The 20,379-nt window shown below is 44.1% G+C and carries 17 protein-coding genes; 7 read left to right on the plus strand and 10 right to left on the minus strand.

The window, feature by feature from the left end:
- The first annotated feature begins 205 nt into the window (after nt 1–205).
- Nucleotides 206–586, plus strand: a complete 381-nt coding sequence (locus tag L8S15_RS17510; RefSeq protein WP_016785128.1) for a hypothetical protein — start codon at nt 206–208, stop codon at nt 584–586.
- Nucleotides 587–734: 148 nt separating this feature from the next.
- Here L8S15_RS17510 and L8S15_RS17515 read toward each other — a convergent pair whose 3' ends face one another.
- Complete coding sequence (locus tag L8S15_RS17515) at nt 735–1,079, minus strand: YajD family HNH nuclease (RefSeq protein ID WP_010428973.1); 345 nt, start codon at nt 1,077–1,079, stop codon at nt 735–737.
- A gap of 289 nt (nt 1,080–1,368) precedes the next feature.
- Between L8S15_RS17515 and yghU the strand changes: the two genes are divergently transcribed.
- Complete coding sequence (gene yghU, locus L8S15_RS17520) at nt 1,369–2,226, plus strand: glutathione-dependent disulfide-bond oxidoreductase (protein WP_016785129.1); 858 nt, start codon at nt 1,369–1,371, stop codon at nt 2,224–2,226.
- A 181-nt stretch (nt 2,227–2,407) separates the two neighbouring features.
- Entirely contained in the window at nt 2,408–2,731 is a 324-nt protein-coding gene (locus tag L8S15_RS17525; RefSeq protein WP_010428978.1) for a DOPA 4,5-dioxygenase family protein, read from the plus strand.
- A gap of 166 nt (nt 2,732–2,897) precedes the next feature.
- Here the strand turns inward: L8S15_RS17525 and fruA are convergent, their stop codons facing one another.
- From fruA to fruB, 3 genes are read right to left on the minus strand one after another with little or no spacing between them, the layout of a single operon-like run.
- Nucleotides 2,898–4,658 carry a PTS fructose transporter subunit IIBC gene (gene fruA, locus L8S15_RS17530; protein ID WP_016789452.1) on the minus strand — a complete coding sequence of 587 codons (1,761 nt, stop codon included), beginning with the start codon at nt 4,656–4,658 and terminating at the stop codon, nt 2,898–2,900.
- Nucleotides 4,659–4,673: 15 nt separating this feature from the next.
- Nucleotides 4,674–5,651, minus strand: coding sequence for a 1-phosphofructokinase (gene pfkB, locus L8S15_RS17535; RefSeq protein WP_016769189.1), 978 nt, complete (start codon nt 5,649–5,651; stop codon nt 4,674–4,676).
- Nucleotides 5,652–5,660: 9 nt separating this feature from the next.
- Nucleotides 5,661–6,794, minus strand: coding sequence for a fused PTS fructose transporter subunit IIA/HPr protein (gene fruB, locus L8S15_RS17540; protein ID WP_280574432.1), 1,134 nt, complete (start codon nt 6,792–6,794; stop codon nt 5,661–5,663).
- 393 nt (nt 6,795–7,187) lie between these two features.
- Between fruB and cra the strand changes: the two genes are divergently transcribed.
- Nucleotides 7,188–8,192: a catabolite repressor/activator gene (gene cra, locus L8S15_RS17545; protein ID WP_016769191.1), complete on the plus strand. Its 1,005-nt coding sequence runs from the start codon at nt 7,188–7,190 to the stop codon at nt 8,190–8,192.
- 13 nt (nt 8,193–8,205) lie between these two features.
- On the opposite strand, the gene L8S15_RS17550 is transcribed toward cra, so the two are convergent.
- The 4 genes from L8S15_RS17550 to nirB form a co-directional block, all read right to left on the minus strand.
- Complete coding sequence (locus L8S15_RS17550) at nt 8,206–9,996, minus strand: bifunctional protein-serine/threonine kinase/phosphatase (protein WP_016769192.1); 1,791 nt, start codon at nt 9,994–9,996, stop codon at nt 8,206–8,208.
- Nucleotides 9,997–10,229: 233 nt separating this feature from the next.
- Entirely contained in the window at nt 10,230–11,699 is a 1,470-nt protein-coding gene (locus L8S15_RS17555; protein ID WP_010428993.1) for a NarK family nitrate/nitrite MFS transporter, read from the minus strand.
- 141 nt (nt 11,700–11,840) lie between these two features.
- Entirely contained in the window at nt 11,841–12,185 is a 345-nt protein-coding gene (gene nirD, locus L8S15_RS17560; RefSeq protein ID WP_010428996.1) for a nitrite reductase small subunit NirD, read from the minus strand.
- 248 nt (nt 12,186–12,433) lie between these two features.
- Nucleotides 12,434–15,016: a nitrite reductase large subunit NirB gene (gene nirB, locus L8S15_RS17565; RefSeq protein WP_016769194.1), complete on the minus strand. Its 2,583-nt coding sequence runs from the start codon at nt 15,014–15,016 to the stop codon at nt 12,434–12,436.
- 501 nt (nt 15,017–15,517) lie between these two features.
- On the opposite strand from nirB, the gene L8S15_RS17570 reads away from it, so the two are divergent.
- Together L8S15_RS17570 and L8S15_RS17575 are read left to right on the plus strand one after the other, a co-directional pair.
- Complete coding sequence (locus L8S15_RS17570; RefSeq protein ID WP_280574439.1) at nt 15,518–18,073, plus strand: nitrate reductase; 2,556 nt, start codon at nt 15,518–15,520, stop codon at nt 18,071–18,073.
- Between the two features lie 420 nt (nt 18,074–18,493).
- Nucleotides 18,494–18,844, plus strand: coding sequence for a hypothetical protein (locus L8S15_RS17575; RefSeq protein WP_280574441.1), 351 nt, complete (start codon nt 18,494–18,496; stop codon nt 18,842–18,844).
- Nucleotides 18,845–18,979: 135 nt separating this feature from the next.
- Here the strand turns inward: L8S15_RS17575 and L8S15_RS17580 are convergent, their stop codons facing one another.
- Nucleotides 18,980–19,261, minus strand: coding sequence for a type II toxin-antitoxin system RelE/ParE family toxin (locus tag L8S15_RS17580; RefSeq protein ID WP_010429015.1), 282 nt, complete (start codon nt 19,259–19,261; stop codon nt 18,980–18,982).
- Entirely contained in the window at nt 19,251–19,499 is a 249-nt protein-coding gene (locus tag L8S15_RS17585) for a type II toxin-antitoxin system Phd/YefM family antitoxin (RefSeq protein WP_004730320.1), read from the minus strand. Before L8S15_RS17585 ends, L8S15_RS17580 begins: the two co-directional genes overlap by 11 nt.
- A gap of 219 nt (nt 19,500–19,718) precedes the next feature.
- On the opposite strand from L8S15_RS17585, the gene L8S15_RS17595 reads away from it, so the two are divergent.
- A complete protein-coding gene (locus L8S15_RS17595; protein WP_280574445.1) occupies nt 19,719–20,234 on the plus strand; it encodes a hypothetical protein in 516 nt (171 codons plus the stop codon).
- Nucleotides 20,235–20,379: the final 145 nt, after the last annotated feature.

A 20,379-nucleotide genomic window follows, 5' to 3' on the forward strand; every position in this document is an offset into this window, starting at 1 on the left:
TTTATCCATACGAGACAAGGAGTAACGGAGTTCTATTAAAAACAAAATGTTAACCAGTTGTTACGGTTGGTTATTGTTAGCACCTTTGCTTACATTTTGTTCGATTTGAGGGGTTGTGTTGTCCGTAAAAAGTGGGAAAATAATACGCAAACAAAGATTCCAAATTTGAAAGGATGCGTTTCCAACTTATGGTGAGGCGAGTATTATGAAACTGTTTTTAATTCTATTGATGTCAATTTCTGGTGGTTTAGCGGCAGCTGACCATATTCACTCTTTCTTATTCGGCTTCTACATCGCTGCGTTAGCGGTGGGTAGTTGTTACTGGCTTGCATTCCGCAGCACACGCTTCCCACAGTTGGCTTTGATGCTATTAATGTGTGGCTTCTTCGCGAAAATTGCAGTGACGGTTATCGGTGTTTCTTGGGGTATCTCGAACGATATCATTCAATCACCGTTCATTTTCTCGTTGTCATACCTGTTTTTCTTAGTGGTTGTTACTTACGTTTGGTTTGCATACCGCGATAAGTTAACGTTGAAAAAACGCGCCAAGCAGGTTGAAGAGTCCCGCAAACAAGCGACAGCATAATTCGATTTGATTCTTAAAAAGCCTTCCTCGGAAGGCTTTTTTGATCCTGTCTAGCTATCAATTTAAAGGCAGATAGAAGAAACCCCAGTATGCTGACATACTGGGGTTTATTGTTATTCTTTTTAGTTTCTACAGCTTTAAAGTTGTGCTACTTCTTCATCATCTTAGCGAGATCAGCAAACGGATTATGTGTTGCTGACTGATGATCATCTAAACTTGCTTTTGCATCCACACCATAGCGTTCATGGTCAGTGTATTTTGAGTGCTCATGATCGTGACAGTATAGACACAATAGCTCCCAGTTACTGCCATCTTCAGGGTTGTTTGTATGGTCGTGATCCACGTGGTGAACGGTAAGCTCTCTCAAGTTTGAGTAAACAAATTCACGTGCACATTTACCACAAACCCATGGGTACAGTTTTAGTGCTTTTTCGCGGTAGCCTTTCTCTTGGCGAGCGTACGCTGCACTCGAGCCTGTGTAATCAGAAGACATTGCCAAATCCTTATCAATTGTAATCCACCAATTTTATCACAGCTTTCTTAAACCTGTAGGCATGTCGTCTGTAAATGTCGATTCCAAATAGTACTACGGATTAATCTCTATTTAGATTGAAGTTTGAATAGGTACTTATCTTTTACACAAGCCAATTTTTAAAGCGGGTTATGCCTTTCTGGAATAAGCCATGCTTAACAGTTTGAAAATAAATCGTATTCAGGGGTTTTAACCAAGGGTATGTGACCTAATATCAGATTGTGAGACCCTATATTAATAAGGAAATATCATGTCAGAACAATACACACCGCCAAAAGTTTGGGTTAACGATACCGCTGGTGGTAACAAGTGGGCAAACATCAATAGCCCTGAATCTGGAGCTCGGTTTGATAAAGAGCTCGCTGTTGGTGAACATGCTTTACAATTGTATTCTCTTGGCACACCTAACGGTCAAAAAGTCACTATCATGCTTGAAGAGCTATTGGCAGCAGGTGTAAAAGAGGCTGAATATGATGCTTACTTGATCAACATTGGTGACTCTGATCAATTCTCTTCTGGTTTTGTTGGCGTGAATCCAAACTCGAAAATACCAGCACTTGTCGACAAGTCTGGTGATGAAGATGTTAATGTTTTCGAATCGGCATCTATCTTGATGCACTTAGCTGAAAAATTCGGTCACTTCTTACCAAAAGAAGGGGCAGCAAGAACACAAACCATTAACTGGTTGTTTTGGGCACAAGGTTCAGCGCCATTCTTAGGTGGTGGCTTTGGTCACTTCTACGCTTACGCTGATGAAAAGCAAGAGTACCCAATTAACCGTTTTGCGATGGAAGCTAAGCGTCAACTAGACGTGTTAGACAAACAGTTAGCAAATAACACATTTGTTGCGGGTGAGGAGCTTAGCATCGCTGATATCGCGATTTGGCCTTGGTATGGCAACCTTGTACTAGGCAAACTGTATGATGCAGCTGAGTTCCTACAAGTTGAGTCTTACATCAATGTCGTTCGTTGGGCAAAGCAACTTGAAGCGCGTGAAGGTTTCCAACGAGGTCGAGTGGTGAATCGCTCATTTGGCGAAGAGTGGGAGCAAGTTCCAGAGCGCCATTCAGCTGAAGATATTGATCGAGTTTTAACGTTACGCCCGTAGTAATTTTTAAACGATAGTCGTCACTAGTATCTCTAGAGTTTGTTTTAGCGAACAACGTTAACTCAAACTCTAGTTTTTTGTTCCTACGGATTTTTCCATAGTAAGTCCACTTATTTAGATTTAGCTATTAAAGGCGGTTTAGGTATAAACTTGCGGCATCATAATTCTAAAGGATGGTGTCATGTACCACGCACATATTTATTTCCCTCTGCGATTTGCAGAGCAGGCAGAAACACTGCGTCAGAAAATTCTATCAGAACGCAGGGATGTGTTAGAGACTTTCCCATTAATACAGCGTTTGGTTGGCCCACATAAGATGCCAATGTTTGAGCTCCATTTTGCGAACAAAGAGTCGGGTATTATCGAATGGCTTGAACAAGAACGTGGCGATATGTCGGTGTTGATTCACCCAGTAACCGGTGGTGAAGAAAAGCTAGATCACACAGTACGTGCGACTTGGCTTGGTCGTGAACTGGGTGTCTTTGAAGAAACGCTGACTAGTTAATCAAACATACAAGTGTTGTTATTACCTCTTTCTGAACGGAACAATTCACAAACTAAAAAGGCTCCTCAAATGGGAGCCTTTGTTTTACCAAGGAACAGTTTTACCAAGGGACTGTTTAATCAAGAGCCTCCGTCCATCGGGTTTAGCCGTTAAACAGAGTGGGGGATCAAGCCTCTGCTGTCACTTTATCGCTGCTCATCTTTTTAAGAGCGGCGTAACCGAAGCCTGTTACTACCGTACCTGCTGCAATCGCCACTAGGTACATAAGCACTGGAGAGATAGCACCAGGAATCAGTAATACGAACAAGCCACCGTGTGGAGCCATTAGCTGTGCGCCAAACATCATTGATAGAGCACCCGTTAGTGCACCACCTGCCATACATGCTGGGATAACACGCATTGGATCTTTCGCTGCGAATGGGATTGCACCTTCAGAGATGAAACATAGGCCAAGAACGAATGATGCTTTACCTGCTTCACGCTCGCCTGCTTCAAACTTGTCTTTCACTAGGAAAGTCGCAAGGCCCATACCTAGAGCTGGAACCATACCTGCTGCCATGATAGCCGCCATTGGTGCGTAAGTTTGCGAAGCTAGTAGACCAACACCGAATGTGTACGCCGCTTTGTTTACAGGGCCACCAAGGTCGAAACACATCATTGCGCCTAGAATCACACCCAGAAGAATCGCATTAGACGTTCCCATGTTGTTTAGGAAAGTCGTCATTGCGCTCATCACGCCAGAAACAGGGCCACCCACGATGTAAACCATCACCAAACCAGTGAACAAACTCGCGATAAACGGAATGATCAGGATTGGCTTGAGGGCTTCCATGGATTGTGGAAGTTGAACCTTGTCGGCAATGAATTTCGCTGCGTAACCGGCAATGAAACCTGCTGCGATACCACCTAGGAAACCTGCGCCCGTTGAGCTAGCCAGCATACCGCCGATTAGACCTGGAGCCAGACCCGGACGGTCAGCAATTGAGAATGCAATGAAACCAGCAAGAACAGGAATCATTAGAGCGAATGCAGAACCACCACCGATAGTCATCAATGCTGCTGCTAGTGTGCCTTCTTCTTTAAACGCTTCGATACCGAATACGAAAGACAGAGCTATGATCAAACCACCCGCAACAACTACAGGAAGCATGTGCGATACACCTGTCATTAGGTGCTTGTACACGCCTTTCTTCTCGTCAGCAGGTGCTGAATTTGAAGAAGCAGTGTGTTGGTATGGTTTAGCTTCTGCGAACGCTTTTTCCATCTCTTGCTTTGTTTTCTTAAGCGCAGGACCCGTTGTCGTTTTGTATAGCGCTTTGCCGTTAAAACGATCCAAAGGAACATCGATGTCTGCCGCGATGATAACAAGGTCAGCATCTGCGATTTCTTGGTCTGTCAGTTGGTTCTTCGCACCTACAGAGCCGCGAGTTTCCACTTTAATTTGGTGACCTAGGCGTTTACCTTCTGCTTCAAGCGCTTCAGCTGCCATAAAGGTGTGTGCAACGCCAGTCGGGCAAGCCGTAATCGCTACGATCTTTTTGCTGCCTGTGCTTGCCGTTGTAGAAGAGTTTACTGATGTACCAGTCACTTCCACTGTAGTCTCAACTTGAGAAGCGTCTAGTACTGTTGCTTCTGCTACCGCTTTCTCTAGAAATGCTTTTGCATCTGCAGTGCATTCAGAGATAGCCGCTTGGTACACTTTTTTACCAACAAAACGTGCTTTATCAACGTTTGTGTTAGCTGCGATAACCACAACGTCGCTGCTGTCGATAGTGTCTTGTGATACGGTTGAGTCAGGTAGCACGCTTGATTGGCATTCAATAGCGGCGTTCCAACCCAGTGCTTTTGTTGCTTGCTCTAACAAGCCTGCTGCGATGATGCTGTTTGCTACGCCACTAGGGCAAGCCGTGATAATGGTAATATTCATAATAAACCTTTTGTCCTATTTGCTTGTGTCTAACTGGTTAGTTGGAGCACTAAGCGACTGTAATTGGATATTTTGTAGTACTGAATCCAGCTCTTGTTGGCTGGTAATGCCCACGCCTACCTGTGAAACTGCTAGAGCAGATAAGGCGGTTGCGAATTTAATAAGTTCTGGTTTTGGCATCTGTTGCATGTGACCCCAACATAGGCCAGCGACTAATGTGTCGCCTGCGCCAACCGTGCTTACCACTTGCATGCGCGGCGGTTGAGCATGTAGCCATTCACCTTGGTTTAGCCACATCACGCCTTCAGCGCCAAGTGACACCACGATGTTCTCGATGCCTTTTTCACTGAGGGCTTGGCCTGCGTGTTGGCATTGGTCGCGTGTGGTTAGTTCTGCATTGAACAGCTGAGACAGCTCTTCATCGTTTGGTTTAATTAACCAAGGCTGTGCATTGATACCGGCTTTAAGTGCGTCACGGCTGCTGTCGAACAGCACCTTTTTACCTAGGTCACGCAAGCGTTGTACCCAAGAAGCGCAAAGCTCTGGTGATACGCCTTGTGGCAAGCTGCCTGCAATCACGAAGTAATCGTGTGTTTCAGCAAGCTCTAACAAGGTTTCTTCAAACGCTTTGATAGCGTCAGCATCAACAGGAACACCTGGGAAGTTGATGTCGCTTACTTGGCCTGAGTTTTCTACCAATTTCACGTTGATGCGAGTCGCGCCGTCGACACGGATGAAGCGGTCAGTTGCGCCCATCTGTTCGAACAGTTGGCAGAATGCTTCTTCGTTATTACGACCAAGGAAACCAGTTACGGTAACCTTCGCGCCAAGCTCTGAAAGTACTTTTGCTACGTTTACACCTTTGCCTGCTGCATGTAGAGAACCTTTGTTCACTAGGCTGACTGAACCCACGTTAAGTGCGTCGATAGCGCCAGTCAGGTCTAGAGCAGGGTTTAGCGTAACGGTAACGGCTTTGATTTGTTTATCAGACATATCGATTCCTTAACCTTCACCAAGGCCTGAAGCGATAGCTTTACCAATCGATTCAAGAGCTTGTGCTGCATCTTCACCTTCAGCAACAAACTGAAGCTGATGGCCGTGTTTAACGCCAAGAGCGATCACTTTCATCAAGCTCTTCGCATTCACTTCTTTTCCGTCGCCATCTAGGTTTGAAACGCGAATGGTTGACTCGAATTTCTTCGCTTCAGCGACTAGCATTGCACCCGGACGAGCGTGTAAGCCGTGAGCATTTTTGATTTTAAATACCGCGCAGTTGTCATCGTCTTGAGACGCTGTAGAAACCGCTTCATCTCTTAGAAGGCCAATGACTTGTGCTATGTCAGCAGTCAACAGTAGTTGCTGTTTACCTTCGAAAATCATTTTGCTTAGGTTCGCTAAAATAGATTGGTGAGCGCTGTTACAAGCGGCGAACGCTACCAATGCTTTAACGGGTGTGCCTTCGTACTCACAATGGTTAGCCGTTGAAACGAACGATACGCCAGTGCGAGTTACGCCTTTGTCGCTGCCCAACAACCAAAGGCCTTGGCCTAGGTGAGTCGGTGTTTTTGTTACGAGGTCAGCAACGAATGCGTTGTCCGTACAACCTGTATTCTTAAGTAGGCCGCCCGCTACTGCAGACATTTGAATCATGTCGCTTGCAGGGAACAGTAGCTGCACTAAAGAAGCGTCTAGATCGGCTTCAAGTTGAACTTCACCGTTCAGTAGAGCGATGATTTCGTCTTCTGATTTCGCTTGCTTTAACTTCTCTTCGACACCGTCTGCAGCGAGAACTTTGGTCAGTTGCTTAAGAATGCCTAAGTGCTCGTCAGATTTAGCCGCAATACCAATCGCAACGTAAACACGGTTGCCATCTGCCCAATCAATACCTTCAGGGAAGTGGTGTACCGCAACGCCTGTCTCTTTTACTAGGCCACGAGTATCAGTGGTTCCGTGAGGAATCGCGATGCCGTTACCTAGGAACGTAGAGTTCTGGTTTTCACGGTTCAGCATTCCTTCAACGTAGCCAGATTCAACTAAGCCTTTCGCCGTTAAGTCGCCAGCAATGTTTTGGATTGCTTTGAATTTGTCTTCGGCAGTTTGGCCTAGAGTAATGTCAGATTTTGATAATTTAAGCATGGTGCCTCTTTAGCGTATCGCTTGAGAATTTGTGTTTCGCTACGATTCAGTTTAGAGCAAGAATTAGTGAACTTTACTCTTTGCTTGCTCTTTGTTTTACCCTGGCTGAATCGGTTCAGCATTTAGTGTAAAAAAATTCAGCAAAGCCGATTTTGGTTTTCAAAATAGTTTGCTGCGTGTCGTTAATTTGCTTCGGTTGCGATTCGTAAATAATGAAAAGCTTATTAACGACAAATGGCTCTCAATTCATTCAAAAGGATGATTGAAGTCACTTTTCAGATTTTGCTGAATCCTTTCAGCTTTTATACTGAATCGATTCAGCATATAATTCAACTAATCCAAGGATCAGAATATTGGTTATATGATCCTACGCACAAAATACAGGTCACCCATATGACACTTGATGAAATTGCCAAACTAGCTGGTGTGTCGAAAACCACTGCTAGCTATGTGATCAACGGCAAGGCGCAGAAATACAGAATCAGCGAAAAGACTCAGCAGAAAGTGATGGCAGTCGTTGATGAGTACAACTACCGTCCAGATCATGCTGCTTCGTCGCTGCGTGCTGGTAATAGTCGTTCATTTGGTTTGATTATTCCTGATCTTGAAAACAGCAGTTACGCGCGTTTAGCAAAATTGATAGAGCAGAACTCACGTAAAGTGGGCTATCAAATCCTGATCGGCTGTTCAGATGATGATGCTGAAACCGAACGTAAAGTCGCTGACGCTTTGGTGAGTCGTCGTATTGATGCCTTGCTGGTGGCGAGCTCTATGCCAGACGCTAATGAGTTTTACTTGAAGCTGCAAAACTCAGGCACCCCCGTAATCGCGATTGATCGTCCATTAGATGATGAGCATTTTGCTTGTGTGATCAGTGAAGATTTTGAAGCTGCGTTTGAGCTGACGCATTCTATTCTTGATGACAGTATTGAGAGTGTTGGTTTGATAGGTGCATTGCCAGATCTGAACATCTCACGTGAACGTCAGTTGGGTTTCGAAGCGGCAAACAAAGCGTATGGTCAACAAGTCGGGCTGTCAGAAAACAAACCTATCGTTGTGGGTTACGGCGAGCACTTTGACCGAGAATCTGGGCGTGAAATTTTTGAAGGTTGGATTGCAAAAGACGCAGTGCCCGATGCGATTGTCACCATGTCATACACCTTGTTAGAGGGTGTACTTGATGTAATGGTCGAAAAGCCAGAACTGGTTAATCAAGTGAAGTTGGCGACCTTTGGTGATAACCGACTGCTCGATTTCTTGCCTTTTAAGGTCCATTCACTTCCGCAGCAGTTTGAAGTAATTGCGGATAGTGCTTTTGCTCTGGCTTTGAACGCTTCTGCTAAACGTTATCAAGCGGGTATTGAATTAGTGCCAAGAAGCTTAGTTAGGCGAGGCTAATTCGTAAACGTATCTAGCTTGGGTTTAACAACAAACCTAGTTCTACTATCGCAATAATGCCGAGCAACAAGGCTAAAACTTTCCAAAACTGGATCGGGTTTCGGTTTATCAAAGGTTGCTTGGCTTTGCTTTTTACCAAGCTTTGGTTAGGTGTGTAAAGGTCGGCCACAAAGTCCCCTAACACTTGATGGCGTTCGCTTGGCGATTCGGCACACGCTTTTTGTAAAACCAAATCAACCCAAGCTGGTATGTCAGTACGCTTTTGTGTCAGCGATTGGTATTCCCATTGATGATGACGAGATTGCTTGAGCGATTGTGCAGACATCTCAGAGTAGGGCAGTTCGCCTGTGAGCATTTCATACCCGATGACTGCAATAGAGAATAGATCCGAACTTGTGGTCGCGGTATTGTGCTTTATGGTTTCCGGTGCAATGTAATTAACAGCGCCCAATGGTACCGAGTCTTGCTCTGATTTACTTCCTTCTTCAATACCTCTTACCAACACAGCCCCAAGATCAATTATTTTAATCTCGCCATCACGTTGAATCATGATGTTTTCAGGTTTTAAGTCTCTGTGCACCATATCTGCACGTTGTAGCACTCGGATACCTTGTGTGATCTTATCGAGTATATCGCGCACTTGTTTGAGTGAAGGTTTTGGATTGTCGTACATCCACTGTCTCAGCGTGATGCCTTCTACCCATTCACAAATTTGATATAGGAATTGCGAGTGTTCTGGCGTCGGGTAGACCTTCATTACTTTCTTGTTGTTCAGTAGGATTCCTGCCCATTGCTCGTTAAAAAACGCGCTCAGTTGTGCTGGGCTGTCGTGATACTGAACCGAAGGTACCTTGAGGACGAATTCGGTTTGTGTCTCTTTGTGCATGACACGGTATACATGGCTTCTTGAACCTGCATATAGGACTTCGAGTACCATATAGTTGTCGATGCTTTGCCCGAGCTTTAAAGCGGGTGGGATGGCTCGTTTAGCGAGCTTTTCATGGAACTCAATGAGCGAAGGCTTAGGTAGATGACTGACTTGCACAATCAAGCAGCTCACGTTATCAGAGCTATTGTGGCTTAAAGCGGTGTTACAGATGGTTTGTGCTGCATATTCGAAATCCGCTCCGGGTTTGTCGATGTGTTCCTTGAAGGTGTTAGGGGAAACAAACTCATGCACGCCATCTGATGTAAGGATGAAGCAGTCATTTTTTTTAATCGGTAGTGTTTGGTAATCAACGTTGAGTTGGTTATCCATACCTAAAGCTCGTGTTAGGTAGTGTTTCTGTCCCATATTCTTGCGGGTATGATCGCGAGTAAGCTGACGTAATTCGCCATCTCTCAATAGATAAATACGACTGTCGCCGACATGGAATATATGGGCGGTGTTTGATTTTAGGATCACGCTGCTAAAAGTGGAAACGAGCGCATTATGGTTAACTTGTTGAGTGGGGTGGATATTTGAGACTGAAGTGTTAAAAAGCCAAGAGTTGAGCGAGGTTAGGACTTTTTGAGCTGAACGCTGAATACTCCAGCTCTGCGGGGTTGAGTAATAGTCATCAATGAATTGCATCACGCTGGTATGGCTGGCTTTTTGACCGTGTTCACTGCAACTTGCACCATCCGCTATACAAGCAACACTGCCTTTTAACTCTTGCTCTGCGCGAGTTTTGGGGTGTTTTACAATGATTGCATCTTGGTTTTCATCACGTACGCCTTTATTCGAATAGCCACCAAACTTGAGCGTTAGTTGGTTGTTCGATTCCGGTGTGATGACTTGCCCTTGGCTGAATGAAATTGTCATAACTGTTCTTCTCTTAACTGCTCTTCTTCCCGCTTCCTTGACAGAACCCCCTAGGAAGAACAAAAGCCCTAGTGAACGTAGAGCCTTTGAACGAAGCACCCAGCATTGATATATCGAAACTTGAATAAACTTAAGCGTTAGTACATTTAAGCATTAAAGATTCAAGCATAAATATGTCAGCTAAGGTGCTCCTCCCGATTTGATAATATCTACGTTAACCGTTAGTGCTCAGACTAACTCGAAACATTGATAAGCGTGACACTGCCATCGTCGTTAACTTCAGCAATTTGACCGTTAGGTTCTTCCATGAACAATAGAGTCACAAAGCCAAGTACCGCTGTTGCAGCAATCACTAAGAAAAACGTTTGGTAGCTCACGAAAGACAATACTGTTAGGTAAACTACCGCACCAACGTTACCGTAAGCACCAGTCATACCTGCAATCTGACCTGTCATGCGTCGTTTGATTAGAGGAACTGTCGCAAATACCGCACCTTCACCCGCTTGAACGAAGAAAGAACACGCCATTGCTGCGACAACCGCTAGCCATACAGGCCATGTACTGTCTACTTGACCCATTGCGAAGTAACCTACAGCAAGACCAATCGTTAGAATAAGCAGGGTTGGTTTACGACCGAATTTATCTGAAATCCAACCACCACCTGGGCGAGACATTAGGTTCATAAAGGCATAAGCCGATGCAACCATACCTGCAAGAACGGGTGTTAATTCAAAGGTTTCAGAGAAGAACAGTGGCAACATAGAAACAACAGCCAGCTCAGAACCAAACGTCGCGAAATATAATACGTTCAGTACCGCTACTTGCTTAAATTTGTACTGGTGAATTTCTGGTACTTCTTCTTTAAATACGTTTTTGTTCACTTTCCAAACTTGTGAAACTTCATATACGTAAAGTGCGGCTAAACCCACGTAAACCGAGTTAACCGCCATATCAGAAAGCATGTTAATGTTGGTTGGCGATAGTTTCCATGTTAGTAGAGCAAGAGCGGCATACATCGGGATCTTCATAATAAGTAAGAAGAAAAAGTCACCCTTTGATGTTACTTCCATCGCTGTTACTTGAGCCGGTTTGAAGTATGTTGAGCCTTTTGGTGTGTCTGTTACGTTTTTGTAGAAGATAAACGAGAACGCTAAGCTCATTGCGCCAGTAATACCGACTGCATAACGCCAGCCATCTTCACCACCAAACGCTAGAGCTAATGTGGGAAGTGTGAATGCTGCCGCTGCTGAACCGAAGTTACCCCAACCGCCGTAAATACCTTCTGCTGTACCCAGTTCATTGTGTGGGAACCACTCAGACACAAGGCGAATACCAACAACGAAGCCTGCGCCAATGAAACCTAATAGGAAACGTGCAATCGCCGCTTGAATGAAAGAGTCTGCCATCGCAAACATAAAACAAGGAATTGAACAGACAGCCAGTAGTGAAGAGTAGACCAACCTTGGGCCATACCTATCGGTTAACATACCAATCGCGACACGCGCTGGAATAGTCAATGCAACGTTGAGGATCAGAAGTGTTTTGATCTCTTCAGTAGAAAGACCAAGCGTGGTTTTCACCATTTGCAGTAGGGGAGCAAAGTTGAACCATACAACAAAGGTGATAAAAAAGGCCATCCAACTTAGGTGTAAGGTTTTCATCTTACCCGTAAATGAAAGCAGCGAAAATTTTGTGTTATCCATGGTTTAAATCCTTTAAATCTGGAAAATTACCTGGCTTGAGCACGTGCGTTACTTCCGAAATTCGAACGCTTAAATGTGCTAAACCTTTATGCCGAAATTACTCACGCCTTAAAGCGTTTTGAGGATGATGTCGGCTGTTTATTAACTGGCGATAGCAAGCGGTGCGAGAACTTGTACATGTTCACCTTGCTTGCGAACTTCAAATTTCATGAGCTTGAGTTCTGGTTGTTCAAGACATGCTCCAGTTTCTAAGTGGTAATGCTGCTTGTATAAGGGCGACGCGACATACGGTTCACCGCTTAATGAGCCAATGATACCACGAGACATCACATTCGCTTTGCCGATAGGGTCGTAGTTAGATAGCCCATACAGTGTGTCACTGCGTTTGCAGTAAAAAATAGCCACTTGGTTATCGTCTACTTTGGCGCAAATACCACCGTTTGGGGTTAAGTCCTTGGTGTTGCATACGGTTGTCCAATTTTCCATGACTTTCTCCTAGTCTAAAATTGAGTCTTTAATCATTTCTCTAATTTTTTCGTTTCTAAGCAGTTCGTTTCCGAGCTGCTGTAATCTTTGTCATTTGAGTCGTCTTTCTTGTCTTATAGCTGAGCGGCGGGAGCGACTTGCTGAGCATGCCAGTCACTTCCTAGCGTTTTATGTTAGATGCTTTACCTTACTCAACTGTTTTTTGGGGGTACGACTACTGTTGTTTATAAAGCTGATGAAACTGATATTTATGAAACTTCAGTCACTTCGATTTGGTCAGCCTTGGTTAGCTTTTCATCGCGTTGCGAATCTAAAGACGCGCTAATGTTTGGTTTAGGAAAGCGCTGCTCTCGTTCTTTGATGAATGAAAGGCTAGTGTCCATCTCTTCGCTGTTGATGTAGTGCTGGAAGCGCTTCATCTTTTCAGGGTTTTCGATGGTGGTTTTCCATTCACACTGGTATTTCTCGATGTTGAGCGCGATGTCGGCTTCAAGTTCTTCAACAACATTGAGCTTGTCTTCAATCACGACTTGTTTGAGGTATTCAATGCCGCCTTCAAGGTTTTCCATCCATACTGATGTGCGTTGCAGGCGATCTGCAGTACGTGTGTAGAACATTAGAATGCGGTCTATGTATTGCAGAAGGGTGGTTTCATCAAGGTCGGTAGCAAAAAGGTCACCATGGCGAGGGCGCATACCACCGTTACCACAGATGTAGAGGTTCCAACCTTTGTCGGTCGCGATAATGCCGAAGTCTTTCGATTGCGCTTCTGCACATTCACGAGTACAGCCAGAAACTGCAAACTTGGTTTTATGTGGCGAGCGTAGCCCTTTGTAGCGGTTCTCTAATCGAATCGCTAAGCCTACGCTGTCGTCGATACCGTATCGGCACCAAGTGCTGCCCACACACGACTTAACAGTACGAACCGACTTACCGTAGGCGTGGCCTGTTTCGAAACCTGCATCAATCAGCTTTTTCCAAATGATAGGCAGTTCGTTAAGCTGCGCACCAAACAAATCGACACGCTGACCACCGGTGATTTTGGTGTAAAGGTCGAACTCTTTCGCGACTTCGCCAAGCACGATCAATTTGTCAGGTGTGATTTCACCGCCTGCAATACGTGGCACAACTGAATAAGTGCCGTCTTTTTGCATGTTGCCTAGGTAGATATCGTTGGTGTCTTGCAGTTCAATATGCTGATCTTCTAGGATGTAATCGTTCCAGTAAGAAGCCAAAATTGAACCGACTGCAGGCTTACAAACTGTACAGCCTAATCCATTGCCATGAGAATCCAATAGCTCATCGAATGTCTTAATTTTGTTGACGCGGATAATGTCGGTAAGTTCTTGTCGAGAATAGGCAAAGTGCTCACAAATATCGTTTGAGACTTCCACACCAAGGTTGCTTAGTTCACTGTCTAAAACTTGTTTAGCAAGCGCAGAACAACCACCACAACCTGTTGAAGCATTGGTTGTTTCTTTTAATGCTGCCATGGTGGTGCATCCAGCAGATACGGCGTCTTTGATATCGCCTTTGGTCACATCAAAACACGAACAAATCACTGCGCTGTCAGGCAGGGCTTCAACACCCATTGCTGAACCAGAATCGTCCGCGAGGTTTGGCAGAATAAGCACGGATGGGTTTTCAGGAAGAGGCATATCATTTTGTTTGATTTGCAGTAGTGACCCGTAAGCCTCTGCGTCGCCCACCAATACTGCACCAACAATCTTTTTACCATCAGCTGAGATGATAAGGCGTTTGTAAACTTGCTCGATTTCGTCGTTATAAGTATACGATTGAGCACCTTCTGTTTGGCCGTGTACTTCACCTATACTTGCGACATCAACACCAAGCAGTTTGAGCTTAGTGCTCATGTCGGCACCAGTAAACGAAGCGTCGCTCGCGCCATCAGAGATGATATGCGCTGCTGCGACTTTCGCCATTGAATAGCCAGGAGCTACTAAGCCGAAGATCTTGTTGTCCCAAAGTGCACATTCACCAATCGCATACACATTGTCGATGTTGGTTTGGCAATGATCGTTAATCACGATGCCGCCACGTTCACCAATGGCAATATCAGAGCTACGAGCTAGGGCATCTTGAGGACGAATACCCGCAGAAAACACAATCATATCGGTTTCAAGATGGGTGCCGTCTGCGAAGTTCATACGGTAGCGAGAACTCTCACCCGCGACTATCTCAGAGGTTGCCTTCTCAGTGTGAACCTGAACACCAAGGTCTTCAATTTTACGGCGTAAAAGCGCACCGCCACCGTCATCCAACTGTACGGCCATCAGGCGAGGAGCGAACTCCACCACATGGGTTTCCAAACCAAGGTTTTTAACTGCATTTGCGGCTTCTAAGCCAAGCAGGCCACCACCAATAACCACGCCCGATTTACTGCTTTTGCTTGATAATTCAATAGCGTCTAAGTCTTCGATGGTGCGATAAACGTGGCAATGTTCTTGGTCGTTACCGGGAATAGGAGGAACAAAAGGAAATGAACCCGTCGCTAGAATTAATGTGTCATAACTCTCGGTATGTCCCGACTCTGTCACAACGCACTTATTGTCAGTGTCTAGTTGAGCGACTTTTGCGTTTAATAGGTAGTTGACGCCATTGCTTTGGTAATACTCTTCACTGGTCAATGCCAAATCTTCGGCATTTCCACGTTTGAAGTAAGCTGTAAGCTGGACTCGATCATAGGCTAACCTAGGTTCTTCGCTGAAAGTAATTACATCAAAATCATCACTTTCTGATTGTAATATGTTGTCGATAAATTTGTGTCCAACCATACCGTTACCAACGACGACGATCTTCTTCTTGCTCATAATCCATTCCTTATTCTCGGCTTCATTGTTTATAGCGTTAACGTTTATAGCGTTTAACTTCTAATGGTTAACAAATGAATACCGGGTTGAGATTCCACTCAATTCATCATTATCAAGAAAACAAAAATTGTTTTTCTAACTCTTGGTTTTTAGTAGAGCAAGGAGGGTGCCAAATTATGATTTAGCAAAATAAATAAAATAAAATTTATATTTTTCAATAAATTAAAAATTCGAGGCGGCACGCAATTACCCCTAAAGTGGTATGTAATTTTTTTGTTAAATTTATGGAAATGAACGTTTGTGGTGCAACTTTCCGCAAGATGGTGCAAAAAATAAGTTTTTGATATCAACCAGTTCTTAGTAACTGATTTGTTATTGTTTTTATTTCACTAAACTATTGTTTTATCGCGATTTTTCTTATTTGTTTAATTCTTGGATTTAATGGCGTGCTATTTGCTTTAGTTAAATAAATGCAATTTTGGATAATTGAGCGAGAAACGGATGAGTGATTCAAACAGTGGCTGGATAAAATCGACATGTGCCTATTGTGGTGTTGGATGCGGAATAGAAGCGAGGCCCACTGCATTAGGTAAGCTTGAAGTACGTGGTGACAAAGAACACCCGTCGAATTATGGAAAGTTATGTACTAAAGGTATTGCTCTAGGTGAAACCGTAACACCTCTAGGTCGTCTTACTCAGCCTACTCATATTCAGAATCAACAAAAACACGAACTCGTATGGGATGACGCCACTCAATTGGTCGCTGATAGGTTTAACCAAACCATTGAAGAGTTTGGTCCTGATTCAGTTGCGTTCTATGTCTCTGGCCAACTGTTAACAGAAGACTATTACGTTGCTAATAAGCTGATGAAAGGCTTTATTGGTAGCGGAAACATTGACAGTAACTCAAGGCTTTGCATGGCATCGAGCGTTGTTGGACATAAACGTGCATTTGGTAGCGACACGGTTCCTATTTGTTATGAAGATTTAGAGCAAACCGACTTGGTCGTGATTACTGGCTCAAACTTAGCATGGTGTCATCCGGTTCTTTTTCAAAGGTTAAGAGCAGCTAAGCAAGCGAATCCCAAACTGCAAGTGATCGTCATAGATCCTCGTTATACCGACACATGTGAAATAGCAGATCAACATTTAGCGATTGAATCGGGCTCTGACGTGGCCTTGTTTAACGGGTTACTTTCATACTTAGCGGATAATGATGCACTTGATGAAGGCTATATAAGCAAACATACAGAAGGCTTCCAGCAAGCGATCAAGTCAGCAAAGAAGTATGTTTACCACGCTGATTCAAGCATCAATTCAGAGCAAAGCGTCAGCCAACTAACCGGGTTAGCGGAACAAGAGGTTGAGCGCTTCTATCGCGCGTTCGCTTCTAAACAAAAAGTCGTCACCATTTATTCTCAGGGCGTGAATCAGTCGAGCCAAGGTTGTGACAAAGTGAACGCTATTCTCAACTGTCATTTAGCCACCGGAAAAATCGGACAAGCAGGTATGGGGCCTTTCTCTGTGACAGGGCAGCCCAACGCAATGGGCGGTCGCGAAGTTGGTGGTTTAGCGAATACGCTAGCGGCGCACTTTGAGTTTGGGGATGAGAAATCACACCAAACGGTGAGTGATTTTTGGCAAACCGATAACTTAGCAACCCAATCCGGCTTGAAAGCAGTCGAGTTGTTTGACGACATGCTTGAAGGCAAGATCAAAGCGGTGTGGATTATGGCGACCAACCCTGTGGTGAGCCTTCCAGACAGTGCGAGAGTGAAAGCAGCGCTAGAAAACTGTCCATTTGTGGTTGTGTCAGATTGCATTGCCGATACCGAAACCACACGCTTGGCCGATGTTGTGTTACCTGCGCAAGGTTGGAGTGAAAAATCGGGTACCGTGACCAACTCCGAGCGCCGTATATCAAGGCAGCGCCGCATATTGCCAAGCCCGGGTGAAGCTAAACCTGATTGGTGGATGATTAAAGAAGTGGCGCAGAAAATGGGTCATCAACATGCCTTTGATTATCGTCATGAAGGGCAGATATTTGAAGAGTACTGTCAAATGACGGGGCTTGATAATACTAACGGTAAAACGCGAGACCTGTGTTTAATTGGTCTAACCAAATTGGACGATAAAGGTTATAGCGAGCTAAAACCCCAGCAATGGCCTGTACTAGAATTACAGCAAGATATCGTAAATAAACGAATGTTCACTGATGGCGAGTTTTTCACTAAGTCCGGAAAAGCCCAGTTCGTTGCGGTTGAACATGCTTTACCATTAACGACGTCGTCACCAGACTATCCGCTTATTATGAACAGCGGACGAGTGCGCGATCAATGGCATACAATGAGTAGAACAGGGCTTGCCTCATCACTTGGAGACCACACTCCCGAGCCGTTCATTGCTGTTCACCCTGAAACCGCCAAGAGATTTGGATTGGAAACGGGCACAAACCAAACCAACCAGGTTGTTAAAGTGAAAAGCGCTCAAGGTGAGTCTCAAGCGCGCTTGGTATTAACCCAAGAGATGCGTAAAGAGCAGGTGTTTATGCCGATTCACTGGAACGGCACCACGGCCAAAGACAGCAAGCCGTGTGACCTGATTTTACCTAACACCGATTCCAATTCAGGACAGCCAGAATTTAAACACACACCTGTGATGTTAGAAGCATGTGCTTATCGCAGCGAAGCGGCACTGGTCAGTGATAAGGTGATGGATTGCAGCAGCTTTGATTACTGGGTTAGACAGAAAGTCGAGGGCGGATTTTTGTATCGTATCTCGTCATCTAAGAATCCTATGGAGTTGGTGATTCAGCTTGCCAACACACTGGATGAATTACCTGAACCCAACGCAGAAGCGGTGAAATCACTCCATTATCACGGCAATAAATCGTTCAAGAACTACGGTTCAGCCAAGCTTGGTGAGTTTGGCGTGAAACAAGCGTTCGTGGTGAACAGTAACCTAGATCATGAAAGCATCAACTGGCTGGTGGAATGCCTAACCCGAGAAGCCGATGAAGAATTCGAAGCCGAATTTTTGAGTACCATGGCGAAGTAGTTACTACCTCACATTCATCCATACCAATGGCGTAGACGCCGACAATCATGTCGGCGTTTTTGTTTGAGTGTACAGCTCCCCAATCCGTGACAATTCATTGCCTGAACTGCGGTTCACTCATCACCCAACCCAAAGACTTAGATCAAAATTGTCTAGGATTTGGTCAGTAAATCACCGAAGAAGGTAACGATTAACTCACACATTGAGGTGTTTTCTGCATTTTACTGGAACTATATAGAAAATTTCTGCTTTTGGTCATGTTCGATAAAGCAGTAATCAGGTAAGGTTCTGTTATTAAATGGGTTATTAGATCGAGCCTGAACTGTTGAGATGACTAGACAGAATTGTTTCAGGGACAAAATGCAGAATTATTCTGTCTAATATAGCTGTTAGCTTTTTAATCGAATTGGAGAAAACATAATGGATTTAGACGTAAAATCTTTAGCAGTAGGCTCTTTAATCGGAGTGTTGGTTGGTGGTGGGATTTATGGTTTCTATGTGAAAAACATGGGTGAAGCAGGCTTAGATCAGGCTATTGGATATAATCACTTAATGGAATGTACTAGCCTGCTTGGAAGTAATGACGCAGAGAAAATTGCTAGTTTCCTCAATACATTACCTCAAAAGCAACAAGAACTAGAAAAATCTGATGCAATAATGACTGCTACTGCAACTACTTTGAGCGGAGAGCTTAAATTATCGGGTATGGGGCAGCCTTTAGCACAATGTTCAAAAGCACTTTTGGAACGGTATGAAAGAGTAAAAAGCTAACAAAGCGTTTAAGACAGATTCCCAACGCTTGGCATTTTCCATTCCGTCGTTGGGCTTTGTGTTTAAGGTGGTATGGTTAGGTTCAGTGGAGGCGTTGCTCACTACTTAACGCGGCGTTATACCGCAATCAATCATCTACCTTTTCATAGCTTTACGGTAAACATCGCTACGTTCGCGTTTTCCGACTGCTAAGACGGTTACAATGATGACATCGTCTTCAACTTTGTAGACGAGACGGTAGCCCGATTGGCGCAGCTTAATCTTATACATGTTGTCAGCTCCAGAGAGTTTTGAAGCCGGAACATGCGGGTTATCTAAGCGCTCGATTAGCTTTTTCTTAAATTGTTGTTGAAGCGTTGAGCCAAGCTTTTTCCACTCTTTGAGTGCGCTCTTTTTAAAGTCGAGTTTATAGGTCATCAATATTTACCGAAATGCTCTCTTCAGATTCACGCTCTTTCGCAATAGTAAGTAGTTCAAGATCTTCGAGTCTGTCCATCATCATTTCGTACGCTTCGGCTGGTACGCAATAAAATGCTGGCTCATTTCGGTTCAGTACAGCAACAGGTTCACCGTAAGCACTAGTTGCAACTTTCATAGGGTTAGCTTTCAACTCAGTAATGCTTGCAGCAACATCGGCTAAAATTCTAGTGGTCATTTAATAGGTCTCTTAAGTGGTCTTTTTTTTGGTCATTTTAGCCTCAACCAAGCGGTATAACAAGTTGCTTAAGAGTGATTCGCAACGCGTGGCATTTTTACTATGCGTTGGTTTATGTGTTTAAGGTATTATGCGGAGGCCAAGGTATTGCTTTGCTCACACCTTAGCAAGGCGTTATGTGCTCTTTTGTTCAATTAAATCAAGGTTCTAAAATTAGATATGAAAACAGGTGTTATTGTTTTTCTAGTAGTGCTGAGTAACATTTTAGGCATCATGCTTGGATTTAAGTTTGCTAGTGTGCGTGAGGTCGATGCGATTTGGCTATGGCTAGTTGAATTGGGAACTGTGTTGGCTGGCTTCGGAACTGTTTTTGCGTCTTATGTGGGTTACTTGGCTTTGAATAATTGGAAATCTCAATCAAAAGGGTCGTCAACATTAAATCGACTTCTTCAAAACCAAGAATATATTGCGATCCTATGCTGTGAGTTTTTGGATCGTTCTACAAGTTTAATGGGCGAGGAAAAAGATGATATGCATGAAATTGTAAAGAAAACGGATAAAAACTTTGCAATTCTTTCTCGTCAATTAAAACCTAATACTGAAATCCTAGAAATGAAAAAATTATTACAAATGCCAAGAGTCAGAATCCGTGACTCAGGGGTATTGTGGGATGATGAAAAGGGAAAATTGCGGAAGTTAGAGTTAAGAATAAATGAGTATATTGCTCGCAACTAGCGCGCACATAACAAAGCATTTAAGAGTGATTCTGTAGTTGACCCGATCTAATGGACACCTTCAATTGTAATTGGAGGTGATTATGCCAGCTTATAAATCAGGTAAAAAAACTCAACAATATCTTACGGAATTTAAGGTAACTGCT

Source organism: Vibrio sp. S/42/10, from assembly GCF_029890535.1.
Lineage (GTDB): Bacteria > Pseudomonadota > Gammaproteobacteria > Enterobacterales > Vibrionaceae > Vibrio > Vibrio cyclitrophicus.